The sequence below is a fragment of the Selenobaculum gibii genome, assembly GCF_030273445.1.
Classification (GTDB): domain Bacteria; phylum Bacillota; class Negativicutes; order ICN-92133; family ICN-92133; genus Selenobaculum; species Selenobaculum gibii.
Genome location: NZ_CP120678.1, coordinates 417,586 through 433,543, shown reverse-complemented (window position 1 = coordinate 433,543; position 15,958 = coordinate 417,586). Strand labels below are relative to the sequence as shown.

The 15,958-nt window shown below is 38.5% G+C and carries 13 protein-coding genes; 1 reads left to right on the top strand and 12 read right to left on the bottom strand.

Translation table 11 applies throughout. The features are described 5' to 3' along the window. Positions 1–135: 135 nt before the first annotated feature. Positions 136–2,277, top strand: a complete 2,142-nt coding sequence (locus tag P3F81_RS01960; RefSeq protein WP_147666832.1) for a cell division FtsA domain-containing protein — start codon at positions 136–138, stop codon at positions 2,275–2,277. A 45-nt stretch (positions 2,278–2,322) separates the two neighbouring features. On the opposite strand, the gene hemL is transcribed toward P3F81_RS01960, so the two are convergent. The 12 genes from hemL to P3F81_RS01900 form a co-directional block, all read right to left on the bottom strand. Continuing rightward, on the bottom strand, positions 2,323–3,645 hold the full coding sequence (hemL, locus tag P3F81_RS01955; RefSeq protein WP_147666833.1) for a glutamate-1-semialdehyde 2,1-aminomutase: 1,323 nt from the start codon (positions 3,643–3,645) through the stop codon (positions 2,323–2,325). A gap of 14 nt (positions 3,646–3,659) precedes the next feature. Further along, on the bottom strand, positions 3,660–4,634 hold the full coding sequence (hemB, locus tag P3F81_RS01950; protein WP_147666834.1) for a porphobilinogen synthase: 975 nt from the start codon (positions 4,632–4,634) through the stop codon (positions 3,660–3,662). 136 nt (positions 4,635–4,770) lie between these two features. Continuing rightward, positions 4,771–6,282 carry a uroporphyrinogen-III C-methyltransferase gene (gene cobA / locus P3F81_RS01945; protein ID WP_147666835.1) on the bottom strand — a complete coding sequence of 504 codons (1,512 nt, stop codon included), beginning with the start codon at positions 6,280–6,282 and terminating at the stop codon, positions 4,771–4,773. Positions 6,283–6,310: 28 nt separating this feature from the next. Continuing rightward, a complete protein-coding gene (hemC, locus tag P3F81_RS01940) occupies positions 6,311–7,243 on the bottom strand; it encodes a hydroxymethylbilane synthase (RefSeq protein WP_147666837.1) in 933 nt (310 codons plus the stop codon). Then, complete coding sequence (hemA, locus tag P3F81_RS01935; protein WP_147666839.1) at positions 7,206–8,522, bottom strand: glutamyl-tRNA reductase; 1,317 nt, start codon at positions 8,520–8,522, stop codon at positions 7,206–7,208. The genes hemC and hemA overlap by 38 nt, the downstream gene beginning before the upstream one ends. Beyond that, positions 8,491–9,138, bottom strand: a complete 648-nt coding sequence (locus P3F81_RS01930; protein WP_147666841.1) for a precorrin-2 dehydrogenase/sirohydrochlorin ferrochelatase family protein — start codon at positions 9,136–9,138, stop codon at positions 8,491–8,493. The genes hemA and P3F81_RS01930 overlap by 32 nt, the downstream gene beginning before the upstream one ends. Positions 9,139–9,293: 155 nt before the next feature. Continuing rightward, positions 9,294–9,965 carry a response regulator gene (locus tag P3F81_RS01925; protein ID WP_147666843.1) on the bottom strand — a complete coding sequence of 224 codons (672 nt, stop codon included), beginning with the start codon at positions 9,963–9,965 and terminating at the stop codon, positions 9,294–9,296. Positions 9,966–9,979: 14 nt separating this feature from the next. Continuing rightward, complete coding sequence (locus tag P3F81_RS01920; RefSeq protein ID WP_309320574.1) at positions 9,980–11,407, bottom strand: secretin GspD/PilQ domain-containing protein; 1,428 nt, start codon at positions 11,405–11,407, stop codon at positions 9,980–9,982. Continuing rightward, positions 11,407–11,967, bottom strand: a complete 561-nt coding sequence (locus P3F81_RS01915) for a hypothetical protein (protein ID WP_147666848.1) — start codon at positions 11,965–11,967, stop codon at positions 11,407–11,409. Before P3F81_RS01915 ends, P3F81_RS01920 begins: the two co-directional genes overlap by 1 nt. A 103-nt stretch (positions 11,968–12,070) precedes the next feature. Beyond that, positions 12,071–13,540, bottom strand: a complete 1,470-nt coding sequence (locus P3F81_RS01910) for a phosphoglucose isomerase-related protein (protein ID WP_147666851.1) — start codon at positions 13,538–13,540, stop codon at positions 12,071–12,073. 21 nt (positions 13,541–13,561) lie between these two features. Then, the gene (gene galU / locus P3F81_RS01905; RefSeq protein ID WP_147666853.1) at positions 13,562–14,437 is read right to left on the bottom strand and encodes a UTP--glucose-1-phosphate uridylyltransferase GalU; all 876 of its coding nucleotides are present in this window, start codon (positions 14,435–14,437) and stop codon (positions 13,562–13,564) included. A gap of 15 nt (positions 14,438–14,452) precedes the next feature. After that, entirely contained in the window at positions 14,453–15,808 is a 1,356-nt protein-coding gene (locus P3F81_RS01900) for a phosphohexomutase domain-containing protein (protein ID WP_147666855.1), read from the bottom strand. Positions 15,809–15,958 lie beyond the last annotated feature (150 nt).

Sequence of the window (15,958 nt, the reverse complement as noted above, 5' to 3'; positions counted from 1 at the left end):
TAAAAATCAAAGGAATAATCACACAAATTCTCGAAATAATCCATTGTTACCTGATAACCAGAACTCAAATAGAGTAAAAATTCCACTTGAGTCAACTCTTACTTTATTTTTTACTTTAGATAAAGGAGCTCACCTATGAATAAAAATCTATTATTTTCACTAGATATTGGAACACGAAGTGTCATTGGCATCGTAGCCGAAAAAATCGGTAAAGATATAAAAATTATTGCAGCAGAACGTAAAGAACATAATACCAGAGCAATGCTAGATGGTCAAATTCACGATGTCCCCGAAGTTGCTGCAATACTAGAAGAAGTAAAATTAAAACTTGAAGATCGCGTTGGAACACTAAATCATGCTGCGGTTGCAGCAGCAGGGCGTGCACTCTATACGATTACTGCCGAAGCAGAAATGGAAATATCAGAAATCATCACTCCAGAAAATGAACGCACCTTAGAACTTTCCGCCATTCAAGCCGCACAAAAAAAACTTGCTACTTCTAATACAGTAGACGATCCGACATTATATTATTGTGTCGGCTATAGCACCATAACCTATAAGCTTGATAACGTTCCTTTAAAAACATTAGTAGGACAACGCGGGAAAAAAGCACATATAGAAGTAATTGCAACGTTTTTGCCTCGCCAAGTTATCGACTCAATGCAATCGGCACTAATAGCGGCCAATTTAGAGATGTCAGCATTAACCTTAGAACCAATTGCTGCGATTAACGTATTAATCCCACCAACAATGCGCCATTTAAATCTAGTTCTCGTAGATATTGGTGCAGGCACCTCCGACGTTGCGATAACAAAAAATGGTACGATTATTGGTTACGGCATGGTTCCACTTGCCGGAGATGAAATTACAGAAGCACTTTCGCAAGCGTATCTCTTAGATTTCAATGTCGCCGAAAGAATTAAACGCGAATTAACTATGCAAAAAACATCCACGGAAACTACAATCACTTTTTCAGATATTCTTGGAATTGAATACAATTTGTCACCTACGGAAATCGTTGAACAAGTTAAGCCGAATGTCGGTGAACTGGCACAGGCTATTGCCAACCAAATCATTGCATTAAATAAAGAATCACCCCAAGCTGTATTATTAGTTGGTGGTGGGTCCTTAACCCCGCTTTTACCAGAAATGCTCGCACAAGCGTTAGAAATTCCTGCCCCAAGAGTTGCCGTACGGCGACCCGATACAATTCATGGAATGGAGTTTCCCGATGAGTTAAAACAGCCGGATAACGTAACCCCACTTGGGATTTTAAAAGTAGCAGCTTCTCAAAGTTTGCATTTTATTACAGTACATGTAAACAATACCCCTTATCGTCTATTTAATATTGGAAAACTAACCCTCTCAGATGCATTACTTGCTGCTGGCATTGGCCTAAAAGACTTAAATGGTAAACCCGGTCTTGCGATTACCGTTACTATCAATAAACAAACAAAATTTATTCCTGGCACAATGGGAACAGCAGCTGAATTACTTTTAAATAACGAGAAAACAACATTAGATACGGAAATTAAAGATGGGGATAAAATATCTGTAGTGTGCGGAATTAATGGTAAAGCACCTACTGTGTATTTAAAAGATGTCGTAGAACCAGCAGAAGATATGAGCGTTTTGATTAATAATGAAAATTACACTGTATCACCAATTCTCTTAGTAAATGATAAACCTGCCAAATTAGATCAGCAATTAAAAGACCGTGATATCGTTACCTATCGCAATTTGAAAAATTTGGGTGAAATACTTGTAAGCGTAGGTTATTCTCCGCAACCCCATCGATTTACCTATACAGTAAATGGGGTTAAAACTCAACATAGCGTATCGACGACGATACTCGTAAATGATGAGCCGGCAACAGTATCACATCCAATTGAACCAAATGATGAAATTACTTTAATCGAACCGAAAGTCCCCCAATTAGGTAAAGTCCTTCAACTCGAAACGATTGATAAGGGAATCTACATATATTTTAATAAGAAAAAACATTTTATTCCAACGAGTCATTATACCATAAAAATGAATGGAAATAATGCACTTCTCGATGACGTTGCAAAAGATGGCGCTGAAATTACTTATGAGCTAATAGATAAAGGGACGCCAATACTTAGCGACATTTTATTCACTGTCGGCTATAAAGCACCTAGCGCCTTTAGCAAAGTCAGTGTAGAAATTTTACTCAACAATCAACCAGCCGAATATATAACACCTGTAAAAAGCGGCGATAATATCGAAGTAATTACAACCCCATTAAAAGGATAAAAGAAGCAGACTCAAAATGAGTCTGCTTCTTTTGTTAAGTTCTTTTTACTTTTTCCACGCTGCAACTTTTGCAAAAGCCACTTCACTCGCTACAATTGTTTTTTGAATATCTTCCTCTGTATGTGCACCAGACATAAATGCTGTTTCAAATTGAGACGGCGCTAAATAAATTCCTTGCTCTAACATACTATGGAAATAAATTTTATATGCTTCTTGATCAGACTGCGCCGATGTCGCATAATCATATACTTCATTTTCATTAAAGAATAAGCCAAACATTGAACCAGCTTGATGGAATTGCAATTTAAGCCCTGCTTTTTTCACCATTTCTTCCATACCCGTTGTCAACTGTTTTGTCTTAATCGTTAACCGACGACTATAGTCAGGTTGTTTATATTCAGGTTCACGAGAAATAATTTTCATCGTTGCAATTCCTGCGGTCATCGCAAGTGGATTGCCACTAAGTGTACCTGCCTGATAAATTGGTCCAGCCGGTGAAATCTGTTCCATGATATCACGTCTACCACCATAAGCCCCAACTGGAAGACCACCACCAATAATTTTGCCTAAACAAGTTAAATCAGGCGTAATCCCATAAGCCGCTTGCGCTCCGCCAAGCGCAGCTCTAAAACCACACATTACCTCATCAAAAATTAATAGCGCACCATATTTCGTGGTAATTTCACGCAATTTACGTAAATATCCTTGGCGAGGTAATACTAATCCCATATTCCCGGCAACCGGTTCAATAATGACTGCCGCAATTTCACTGCCAACCTCACTAAAAATTTTTTCTGCAGCATCAATATCGTTATATGGAATCGTCAACGTATTATTCGCAATACTAGAAGGAACACCAGGACTATCAGGTACACCAAAAGTCGCCGCACCAGAACCTGCTTTTACCAGTAAACTATCATGATGCCCGTGATAACAGCCTTCAAATTTTACAATTTTATCGCGACCAGTATAGCCTCTTGCTAAGCGAAGCGCACTCATCGTCGCTTCTGTTCCGGAGTTCACCATGCGAATCAATTCCATCGATGGCATAATCTGATTAATTAACTTTGCTAATTCCGTTTCAAGCAAAGTTGGTGCACCATAACTTGTCCCACGATCAACTGCTTCTTTTAGTGCAGCTACGACTTCATCATTAGCATGTCCAACAATCATTGGGCCCCATGAACCGATATAATCAATATATTCATTGCCATCAATATCATAAATCCTGCTGCCTTTTGCTTTCGTAATAAACGGCGGAGTGCCACCAACATTACGAAAAGAACGGACCGGACTATTTACTCCACCAGGGATATATTGTTTTGCCTCAGCAAATGCTGCTGCGGATTTTTCTAAATTTAAAGCCATCTTTCCTCAGCCTCCTATTTTTCAGCTAACCAGCGCGCTGCATCTAATGCATGGTATGTAATAATCATGTCCGCGCCGGCACGTTTCATACTCAATAATGTTTCTAGTACGATTCGCTTTTCATCAATCCAACCATTTGCAGCCGCCGCTTTCACCATTGCATATTCACCACTTACATTATATACGGCTACTGGCAAATGCGTAGTACCACGTACCTGACGAACGATATCAAGGTATGATAACGCTGGTTTAACCATAATAATATCTGCACCTTCTGCCGTATCAAGTGCTACTTCTTTTAACGCTTCACGCGAATTTGCCGGATCCATTTGGTAAGAACGACGATCACCAAATTGCGGTGTACTATGCGCTGCATCTCTAAACGGTCCATAATAAGCCGAAGCATATTTTACCGCATAAGACATAATCGATACATTTTGGTACCCTGATTCATCAAGAGCCTGACGAATTGCTGCAACCCTGCCATCCATCATATCAGATGGCGCAACCATATCCGCACCAGCCTTAGCTTGACTTACTGCAACCTTCGCCAATAGCTTCAAGGTTTCATCATTATCCACATATTGTCCGCATAACTGTCCGCAATGACCATGACTTGTATACTGACATAAACAAACATCGCCAATAATCACAAGCTCTGGAAATTTTTCTTTGATTGCTTTTATCGCCTGTTGCACAGGACTTGTCATGTCCCACGCACTTGAACCTATTTCATCTTTATATGCTGGCAATCCAAACACCTCAACTGATGGAATGCCAAGGCTTACGACTTCCTCTGCTACCTTTAGCGCTTCATCCACTGATAAATGATAGCAACCTGGCAAAGAGGAAATTTCTTCTTTGACTTTTTCCCCTGGTACAACGAAAATTGGATAAACAAAATCTTTTACTGATAAAGAAGTTTCACGAACCAAACTGCGAACCCCTTCCGAAATACGCATTCGACGCGGTCTCAATGTCTGTTTCATTTACGTCATCCCCTATATAGAAATTTTAAATTTATATCTAAAAACCTTCATCTAAAAAATTATACCCAGTAATCCATAGAAATGCAATAATCCTAGTGAAATACCCTATGACCATCGTTTAGTCATAGGGTATTTATTATATTTTGAACATTTTTTTAATGGATTCAACAAGCCCAGAAATTGTATATTCTTCGGCAACAATCGTTGGTGTAATTTTATGATCTTCACAAGTCAGCATTGTAATTGGGCCAATACAAGCTGTCTTTACACTAGAAATCATTTTCGCACCATCTTCACCTAAAATATCAAGTAAATTTGTTACGGTAGAAGAACTTGTAAACGTAACTAAATCTATTTCATTATTTACAAACATTGCTTTTAACGCGTCTTTGTCTACATCACCGCTTACCGTTTGATAAGCAGTTACGACATCAACTATCGCTCCAAGTTCACGTAATTTTTGCGGCAAAATTTCTCTGGCAACTTTTGCGCGAGGAATCAAAATTTTATCGCCCGGTTTTACCATATCCTGCATAAGTTCAACGATGCCTTCGGCACGGAACTCCACTGGAATCAAATCAGCTAAAACACCATAACTGCGTAAAGCATTTGCCGTAGAAACTCCAATGGCTGCTACTTTACCTCGAATCGCTCTAGCATCTAGCTGCTTGCTATTTAAACGGTTAAAAAATCTTTCCACACCATTTGTACTCGTAAAAATGAGCCATTGATAATCGCTTAAATTCTCAATCGCCGTATCCATTGCTTCATAAGTATCAGGTTCTACAATGCGAATTGCTGGAGCTTCAATGCATCTTGCACCTAACTCTTCTAATTTGCCGGTAAGTAAGCTTGCTTGTTCGCGTGCTCTAGTAACTAATACCGTCTTACCAAACAGCGGTTTGTTATCAAACCACGCTAATTTTTCGCGTAAATTCACTACATCACCGACAATAAATATTGCAGGTGGTTTAATATCATTTAGCTTTACATCTTCCGCCGCTTTTCCGACCGTTGTAATTAATGTACGCTGATCAAGCTTAGTTCCCCAGCGAATCACTGCCGCTGGTGTATCTGCACTGCGTCCATTTTCAATCAACTTTGATGTAATATGCGGTAAATTTTCTACTCCCATTAAAAATACCAATGTGTCTACAGCTGTCGCTAACTTCTCCCAACGCATATTGGATTTTGCTTTCGTCGGATCTTCATGCCCCGTTACCACGGCAAACGACGTTGCAATGCCACGATGCGTTACTGGAATCCCTGCATATGCCGGAACTGAAATCGCCGAAGTAATCCCTGGTACGACTTCAAACGGCAAATGATTTTCTTCCAGTAATAAAGCCTCTTCGCCGCCTCTGCCAAATACAAAAGGATCTCCGCCCTTTAATCGTGTAACAATTTTGCCCTCTTTTGCTTTATCCACGAGCAATTGATTAATGTCTTCCTGCTTCATCGTATGATTGCTCGATGCTTTTCCTACATAAATAAGTTCAACATCTTTACGTGCATAAGAAAGTAAGCGATCATCCGCCAAGCGATCATAAACAATCGTATCGGCTTTCTGTATGCATTCACATGCTTTCATACTAATTAATTTATAATCTCCAGGTCCTGCACCCACTAAATAAACCATTCCAGCCATGTCTCATCCTCCTGAATCAAGTCTTACTTTATACCATACAGCCTACGCTAATCATAATTTCGCGCCCGCCACGCGCTAATAAGCTCTTCGCTAAACGTATCCCCAATATTTCTGCATCTGCAAACGATCCTCGCAATGTATCACGTACAACAACCTTGCCATCAAGGCTTGCAATCAATGCCTCTACTTGCATTTGATTTTCACCAACCACCGTTCCATAGACACCAACTGGAACTTGGCAGCCGCCTTCTACCGTACGTAAAAAAGCTCGTTCCGCTGTTGTCGTCACACGCGTTTCTTCGTCATTTAGAAAGGCTAATAAATCTAAAATAGTTTGATCATCTGCACGCGTCTCAATTGCTAATGCCCCCTGGCCAACCGCAGGTAAACAAACCTTCGTGTCAAGAATTTCTGCAATTCTTTTCTCCCAACCTAAACGCTTTAATCCCGCTGCAGCTAAAACAATAGCATCAAATTCGCCATCATCAAGTTTTTTAAGCCGCGTATCTACATTTCCTCTTAAATCAGAAATAATTAAATCCGGTCGGTATGCTAAAAGCTGTGCTTTTCTACGCAAGCTTGAAGTTCCGACTCTAGCACCTTTGGGCAATGCCTGAAGCGATGAAAAATGATTGCTCACAAGCGCATCACCAGAAGCTATGCGTTCAGTAATTGCAGCTAAAGTAAGACCTTCTGGAAGCTCTGTTGGCATATCTTTTAAACTATGCACTGCCAAATCAATCGTCCCAGATAACATTTCATTCTCTAACTCTTTTGTAAACAAACCCTTGCCACCGATTTTCGCCAACGGCACATCAAGAATCTTATCTCCCATCGTTGTGATTTGCTTTAGCTCAACCGTCAAATCCGGATACTGCTTTCTTAAACAATCGGCGATGTAATTTGCCTGCCAAAGCGCTAACTTACTGCCGCGCGTACCGATAACTACTGATTTTCTCAATTTTACGACTCTCCCCTATTGTATCTAATTTAAATAAATCGCTCATTGCTTTCATATAATACTGCTCATGTCCCGTTCCTGCAGCACTATTCATCCGCACCATCGGCTCACGCAGTAATTTACGAATAATCATCTTTGACATATTTTCAACAATCCTGCGTTCTTCAGGTGTAATATCTTCAAATTTGCTCATTGCTCGTTTCACTTCACGTTCACGAATCCGATTTGCTTTATCCGTTAAAAGAGCCATCACTGGTCGGAAAGACAAATAACGAAATTTATTTACAAGTTCAACAACTTCCTCTTCTACAATACGCTCTGCCTCTTTTGCTTCCTGCTCACGAATTTTTATATTAGAATCCACTACAGCTTCCAAATCATCAATATTATATAGTTCAACACCATTTAAATTCGCAACCTCTGGCTCAACATCACGTGGTACTGCAATATCGATAAAAATTAGCGGTCGTCCCTTACGTTTTTTCATCAACTGCGAAGTTTCCCATTTCTTCACCACATAATGTGGTGCTCCAGTAGAGGTAATTACGATATCCGTATCAAGTGCTTCAGTCATAAATTTATCAAATTCAACAGCTCGTCCATTAAATTGAGCTGCTAGTTCAACGGCTCGCTCATAACGGCGATTTGCTACCAAAACTTGATTTACACCTGCATCAGCCAAGTGTCTGGCTGTTAATTCACCCATTTGCCCAGCGCCTAGTAAAAGAACATTAACTTTCGCCAAATCTCCAATCACATTTTTTGCGAGTTCAACTGCCGCATAACTCACAGACACTGCGCTGTAGGCAATTCGCGTTTCCGTGCGAACGCGCTTACCGACAGCAATCGCACGATGAAATAACGTATTAATTACGGTACTCGCCATGCCCATTTCTCGCGCAATCGCATAACTTTTCTTTACCTGACTTAATATCTGCCCCTCACCAATGACCAGGGAATCTAAACTTGCTGCTACACGAAACAAGTGACGAATGCATTCATCATTTTCATAAAAAAATAAGTACTCATCAATATTTTCATCACTACTTGCCATATCATAAAAAAACTCTTTCAATACCGGTAATCCATCATCTGAATCATCAACAACTGCATACATTTCTGTACGATTGCACGTCGAAATAATAACAGCTTCATTAATGCCTTCATAAAGATCCATATTACGCAATCCTAATCGCACTTGATCTTCTGAAAATGAAAAACGTTCTCTTACATCAACCGGCGCGGTTTTATGATTCAGCCCTAAAACTACTAATTGCATTTTTAAATCTTGCCTCCACAATGCTAATTTCACCATTTCGCACGAATTCTAATACTTCGCGATTTATCATCTGCCGCCAAAATAACTCACGCTGACGAGACGGTATATCCATGTGTTTTAATTTTTCACGAAAAGAAGCAACTAACGTAATAAAATCCGCATAAGACTTACGACCATATGTGGATTCAAGTTCCATTCTAAGTTGCCGTGATATCTCCGGACTTTTCCCACTCGTTGATACAGTAAGCAACAAATCCCCTTGCTTTATCTGCGCAGGAACCGTAAAATCGCTCGGATAACTATCATCCACAACATTAACAAGTGCACCATTTTTTTGTGCATCTTCTCCTATCAAAGCATTTACTTGTTTATTGTCCGTTGCACAAATCACTAAAAAAGCTCCCATGATATCTTTTTTTTCATAAAATTTTTGATAATATTCAATTTTGTTTAATCTAATTAGCTCCGTTAACTCCTCAATAACATGCGGACTAACGATACGCAGCTTTGCACCTGTATCTAAAAGCGTATTGACTTTTCGCCAAGCAACACGCCCACCACCTATAACAATACATAATCGATCTTTTAAATTAAGATTGATCGGATAGGAAGCCATACTGCCACCCTTTCCCTATTAAAAAATAACATATCTATTATCATAGCGCTTTTTTAAACGTTTTTCTATCCTATTTTCAAAAAAAGTTGAATTTAATTCATAAATTTATAAAAAAGAGACTCCCTATAGCAAGTATCGCCATTAGGAGTCTCTTTTTATTCCAACGTCATAATTTTATTTTTTAGTACATATAACAAAGCCTGCGTACGATCATTGACATTAATTTTACGAAAAATATTTGTTAAATGATTCTTTACTGTTTTCTCACTAACAAATAACGTCTTCGCGATATCTTGATTGCTAAAGCCTTGCGCTATACAGCGTAAAACATCTAATTCCCGTGCCGTTAATCGCTCACTACGGCGTTCACGCCAAATTTGCTCTGCCTGTGCGCCAATATTTCCTGAACACTGCGTTACACCAAAAAGGCTTTCTGCTGCTTCAGGATATATAAACGATTCTCCATTTTTCACCATGCGAATCGCTTTAATTAAAATAGATGGTTCCACATCTTTTAATAAATATCCCGCTGCACCACTTCTCAATAACTCTATGACATAATTGTCATCATCGTGCATAGTCAAAACAATAATCTTTGTCTTTGCCTTCGCTGATTTTAACTGCCTAGCAACTTCTACACCATTTAACATCGGCATATTTAAATCTAATAATAAAATATCTGGTTCTAATATCAATGTTTTCGATAATGCCTCTTGTCCATTTATTGCTTCGTCAACAACCTCAAAATCAGGTTCTAGCTCAAGTACTTTTCGAATTCCTTGCCGCAAGAGCAAATGATCATCTGCAATCAATACCCTTATTTTCATCTCTATACCACATCCTATTTGATAATACGTGCTGTTAAGAAAATCATTACTTCTGATTCATTTTTTGTATTGTTATGATTGCTAAAAAATTTACCTAGTATCGGCAAATCGCCTAAGAATGGTATTTTACTATAGGATTTGCTTTCTTCACTGCCAATAAGCCCACCAATCACCATCGTTTCTCCATCTTTTAACCTGACTACAGTATCAGCAGAACGTTTATTAAATCGATACGCTTTCAAATCTTCTACATAAACCGGTGAACTTACTTCCGTATATACATTTGCTGTAATATATCCATCTGGGTTAATCTGCGGTGTATAACGTAAGATAATACCAGTGTCTTTATATTCAATACTAGTCGTAGATGTGTTATCATTCATTGTCACTGTTGAAATCGGAATCTGTCCACCAATATTAATAACCGCTTCTCTTCCATTCATCGTCTGTATATTGGGACGAGCTAAAATATTTGCTTTTCCATCAGTAACTAATGCATTAATCGTTGCCGAATAATAAAATTCATACGAATGTCCTTCCGGTGTACGTCCAAAACTAACTATCCCTCCAGCCAATTGTCCGTCACTAGCTCCCCATTTACGTGTAATCGTCTGTTTTGGGACTTGCGTAGAAAATTGATATTCCTTTCCACTACTATCGGTATAGCTATTAGTCAAAGTTTTATATTCCGTTTCATATTCTGGATATTGAGGCAAGGATGACCAATTCCACTCAATTCCAAGATTTTTTGATGCATCTTTATTAATTGCAACAATTTCTGCCTCTACAGATACTTGTTGATATGGAATATCAATAGATGTTAGCATTTGTGCAATTTTATTTGCCTCTTCATCCGTGCCATAAAATAATAAAGAATTTGTTGCCTTATCTATAGATAGACGATTGGTAATCCCGTTATTCACTTGAACAAGGTTTGACTCTTCCTTTGCACGATCGATTACCTTTGTCGTAGCAATACCATCAGTTCCGGAAGTTGAGACAGAGTCACTGCTCGAAGTGCTTGCAGGAGTCTTCGCATTACTTTCTGTATATCCTAAAGCTAAAGAAGCTGCCGAAATTACAGTACTTGGATTTGCATATTTCAATTGAAAAATATGCATAGAGCCGAAATTAGAGCTCATATTATCTTTCGGACCAACTAAGATAACATCCCCCGCTTTATGATAGGTAAGCCCCTTCATCTTTGTTACTAAATCTAGCGCAGAATCAAAATCAAGTGAATGAATCTGTATCGTGATATTTCCTTTTATATCGCCATCAGTCACAATATTCGCATTACCTAAACGCGCCAATGAATTAAGCACATCACGTACATCCGTATCAACTACATTTAAAGATACCTGTGGTCCAGCCTGAACTACCCCCATCAGACTAAAAACAAGAACAAAAACCAACGCAAACATTTTTTTTTGCAAAAACATCATTGTCCCACCTTTAAAGATATCGTGCCTTCCGGCCCTTCTAGAGTTACCAAATCAGAATACATACCAGCTACCTTATAAGGTCCTATATATTCTCCAACCATACATTGCTTCCGTTCCGTATTATATTCTAAAATAGCAATTGATTGGTCGGAAGTCCCAATAAGCCCTTTAGCAATTGGTTTTTCATGATTAACTGGTGCAGGATTTTGGGCTTGTTCGTTTAGAGGTGCACCACTTTTCCCCTCCGGACTCAGCATCGGCTTGACCTCCCTATATGCAACCGGTACTTCAAACGGATTGCGCTTAGGCACTTTCGTATTATCCGTGACTTCCTGCAAATTTGCTTTTTGCATATCTACCTCATGCATCGTTGTAGACGCCAACTTATTTTGACTTTTCGCATCCGTTGCTATTAAATTATTTTGCCCTACGTTAACAACTTCAACATTTTTATTTAGTAGACCCTCCACAGATAAATAAGCGAGCAAAACTACAAGAATTAAAACCAAAACTTTATGCTTTGGTTCTTTCCAAAACTCCTCAAATTTTTCTTTCATTATACTTTTCCTGCCTTTTTAAACTATACGCCTAATTCATTCTACAAAAAAAAGAAAAATCCTGTCAAAAATCAGGATTTTTCTTTTTTTTGTATTTTTTGTACTATTTAACTTTTAATTTTTGCAAGCTAGGTCCCATAATTCGTTTGTACGCTTCCACTCCAGGCTGATCAAATGCGTCTACATCTGCAAGCTCACCCTCATAAGCAATCGATATTGCTAGCATATACAGTAATTCACCCAAATGAAATGCATTCATTTTCGGCATCGTAAACGTCGCATTAAATCGATAGTCTGAAATTAGAGCCTGCGCATTTGAAGCCAAGGCAACATCAAGGGCTTGACTCATTCTAATCCCCGAAATATCTGTCAACTTCTGCGCCGATGGGAACATATCACCAATTACAGGATCAATATCCCATTCATTTACGCGAATAAACTGAATAACTTTATTCAATGCTCCTTCTTGATGTTGCTGCGTCTGCGCGTGCATATCCGTTGTTCCCACCGCTACAATCGGTGTGCGTCCATAATTTACAATCTTACCATTGCGATCATATTTTTTCCCAAGCGATTCCGCTAAAAGTTGAATATACCATTCCGACGTAGATTTTAAATAATCTGCATAAGGCATTAATACTTCTATATCCCTGCCATATTTTTCTGCCGCCAAATATTTTAGTGTTGCATTTAATAATGCAGGATTCTGCCATACGTCAGCCCTTTGACATGCTTCATCCATTGATTTCGCCCCAGCTAAAAACGCTTCAATATCAAAACCAATACAAGCACCAGTAATAAGACCTACCTCAGAAAAAATACTAAACCGTCCGCCAACACCATCCGGCACAGCAAAAGTCGGCCAATGATTTTCTTCCGCTAATTTTTTTAATAACGTTTTCTTTTCTTCATTCGGATCGGTAACAGCAACAATCTCAATATCAATATGCTCATGGTTCTTTAACGCTTCATAAACCACCATAAAATTTGACATGGTATCAAGTGTTCCACCTGATTTCGAAATGACAATCATCATTAAACAAAACTTTTTTCCTGCATGCTTGTGATATGTTTTTGCCATCCGTTCAATATTTTCAACTAATTCACTTGTCCGACGCGGGTCAATACTATTCCCACTAAAATACATCCGTGGATAACCATTGCGTTCCGCATTTGACATTCCGTTCCAAAACTCACCACAATGTATATCAAAAAGAACTTTATTTCCAAGAAAAGACCCACCAATTCCAAAGGATATTACTGCATCTACGCGATCTTTTATTGAGGCAGAGAAATCTTTGAGTTTTCGAATTATAGCGGGAGAATTTAGATTTTCTGCTTTTATATAGGGCAATTGACTAAAGAGTACCTTTTCCGGCTCTCCATCTTTTGATAAATGTCCGCGAATTACACCGGTTTTACGCATCACCTGAATCGCAGCCTGTGCGTCATTAATTTTCTCTTCTAACGACACTACATCATCTATTGTAACTTTTCCGCTTCCCACTAAATTTTCATAATCAAACGTGAATCCTGTTTCTAACACTAATTTTTTCGCATTTACACATGTCATAACAAAAATTCATCTCCAATATTACTTAATTAATGGCCCTACCGTTTTCGTTAAATAAGTTAAAAATTTATCTCTTAAATCCGGACGTTTTAATGCATATTCAACAGTGGCCTCTAAATAGCCTTGCTTATCGCCAATATCATAACGACGTCCTTTAAAGTTATATGCATAAACTTTATGATCTACTGCCAAGCGGCAAATCGCATCAGTTAACTGAATTTCATTTCCTCGTCCAGGCTCCGTTTTTTCTAAAAGCTCAAAAATTTCCGGTTCTAAAATATAACGTCCCAATACAGCCAATTGTGACGGCGCTTCTTCCACTGACGGTTTTTCAATTAAATCAATCGCTTGCCAAATATTTTGTTTTACTGCTTTTGGATTGACAATTCCATAGCTGGAAACCTTATCTTTTGCAACTTCCTGCACTCCAAGAATACTGCCATGACAATCTTTATAAACATCCATCAACTGTTTTAAACATGGAACTTCAGCATCAACGATATCATCACCAAGCATTACCGCAAACGGTTCATTGCCAACAAATTGTTTCGCACAAAGCACAGCATGTCCCAATCCCTTCGCCTCTTTCTGACGAATAAAGTGAATCGTAACTTTTGAAATATCTTCAATTAAGCCAAGCAAATCATATTTGCCTTGCTCTTTCAACTGTAATTCCAATTCGATAGAGCGATCAAAATGATCCTCTATCGAACGTTTATTTCGTCCTGTAATAATCAGAATTTCCTCAATTCCCGATTCTACTGCTTCCTCAATAATATACTGAATTGCAGGTTTATCCACAATCGGTAGCATTTCCTTCGGTTGTGCTTTTGTCGCTGGCAAGAATCTTGTTCCAAGTCCTGCCGCCGGAATAATTGCTTTACGAATCTGTTGCATTTTGCTCCCCTTTTTCTATGCCTTAATAATTTCTAATAATTCTTCTGTTTTTTCTTTTAATAACGCTTTATCTTGACGTACCTCTACATTCAAGCGCAATACTGGCTCCGTATTAGAAATCCGCACATTGAAGCGCCACTCTGGAAAATCAACGCTAAGTCCATCTACTTTTACAACTTTTCCTTCTTTTCCATACTTTTCCTCAAGCGCAGCAAGCACAGCTTTCCCATCTTTTACGGTATTATTAATCTCACCGCTAATTGGATAACGTTCCATACGTTCTGCCATTAAAGAAGAGAGCGATTTGTTTGCTTTACACATCAATTCTACAACCAGCAACCAGGTAATCATTCCACTATCACAATAAGAAAAATCTTTAAAATAATGATGGGCTGACATTTCTCCACCATACACAGCACCTACATTGCGCATTTTTTCTTTGATAAAAGCGTGACCACTCTTACACATCACAGCTTCTCCACCAGCACCTTCTACTAGCTCAATTGTATTCCAGATCATGCGAGGATCATAAATAATCTTCGCCCCAGGATTCTTACTTAAAAAAGCCTGTGCAAGGAATCCAACCATATAGTAACCTTCAATAAATCCGCCCTTTTCATCAAATAAGAAACAACGATCAAAGTCACCATCCCACGCAATTCCCACATCTGCATGATGCTTGCGAACCACTTTCGCCGTAGCTTCACGATTTTCAAATAAAATAGGATTTGGTACACCATTTGGGAAGTTTCCATCCGGTTCATTGTATATTTTTATAAACTCAAATGGTAAGACTTTTTCCAATCGGTCTAATACAGGCCCTGCGGCGCCATTTCCCGCATTTACAACCACCTTTAAAGGTTTCAATGATTTTAGATCCACATAGGTAAGTAAATGCTCTATGTAATCATCCATAATATCAACGTAAGCAATCTTTCCAAAGGCAACACCCTCTGTAGATTTAAAGCTACCTGCTATCGCCATATTCTCAATATCTTTCAATCCTGTATCAGCACTAATCGGACGGGCTTCCTCACGAACCAATTTCATCCCATTATAATCCTTTGGATTATGACTTGCCGTTATCATAATACCGCCATCTAATTTTAGATGTGCAGTTGCAAAATAAATCATTTCAGTGCCACACATACCAATATCGACAACATCACAACCAGCTTCAGTAAGTCCAAGTACCAACGCATTGCGAATATCTTTTCCAGATAAACGGATATCATGCCCAACAGCTACTTTCTTCGCATTAAACAAATCTACGTAAGAGCGTCCTATACGATAAGCAAGTTCTTCATTTACTTCTTCTGGAAACTTCCCTCGAATATCATAAGCTTTAAATGCAGTTCGTTTTAATTCCATACAAATCAACTCCATATCTTTCCATCATATTTTTATATTGTTTGAGTAGCTAAAAAGTAACTACCTGATCAATCTATGATATAAAGTAAAAATTTATGTCTATTATTTTTAGACTCAATATTGATTATTTTAATAATATTAAATATTCTT

Bases quoted from the DNA above. Each gene is read 5' to 3' on its own strand.
- P3F81_RS01900 (WP_147666855.1), bottom strand. From the start codon at position 15,808: ATGGAATTAAAACGAACTGCATTTAAAGCTTATGATATTCGAGGGAAG.
- P3F81_RS01915 (WP_147666848.1), bottom strand. From the start codon at position 11,967: ATGAAAGAAAAATTTGAGGAGTTTTGGAAAGAACCAAAGCATAAAGTT.
- P3F81_RS01920 (WP_309320574.1), bottom strand. From the start codon at position 11,407: ATGTTTTTGCAAAAAAAAATGTTTGCGTTGGTTTTTGTTCTTGTTTTT.
- hemA (WP_147666839.1), bottom strand. From the start codon at position 8,522: ATGCAATTAGTAGTTTTAGGGCTGAATCATAAAACCGCGCCGGTTGAT.
- P3F81_RS01910 (WP_147666851.1), bottom strand. From the start codon at position 13,540: ATGACATGTGTAAATGCGAAAAAATTAGTGTTAGAAACAGGATTCACG.
- galU (WP_147666853.1), bottom strand. From the start codon at position 14,437: ATGCAACAGATTCGTAAAGCAATTATTCCGGCGGCAGGACTTGGAACA.
- P3F81_RS01960 (WP_147666832.1), top strand. From the start codon at position 136: ATGAATAAAAATCTATTATTTTCACTAGATATTGGAACACGAAGTGTC.
- P3F81_RS01930 (WP_147666841.1), bottom strand. From the start codon at position 9,138: ATGGCTTCCTATCCGATCAATCTTAATTTAAAAGATCGATTATGTATT.
- hemB (WP_147666834.1), bottom strand. From the start codon at position 4,634: ATGAAACAGACATTGAGACCGCGTCGAATGCGTATTTCGGAAGGGGTT.
- P3F81_RS01925 (WP_147666843.1), bottom strand. From the start codon at position 9,965: ATGAAAATAAGGGTATTGATTGCAGATGATCATTTGCTCTTGCGGCAA.
- hemL (WP_147666833.1), bottom strand. From the start codon at position 3,645: ATGGCTTTAAATTTAGAAAAATCCGCAGCAGCATTTGCTGAGGCAAAA.
- cobA (WP_147666835.1), bottom strand. From the start codon at position 6,282: ATGGCTGGAATGGTTTATTTAGTGGGTGCAGGACCTGGAGATTATAAA.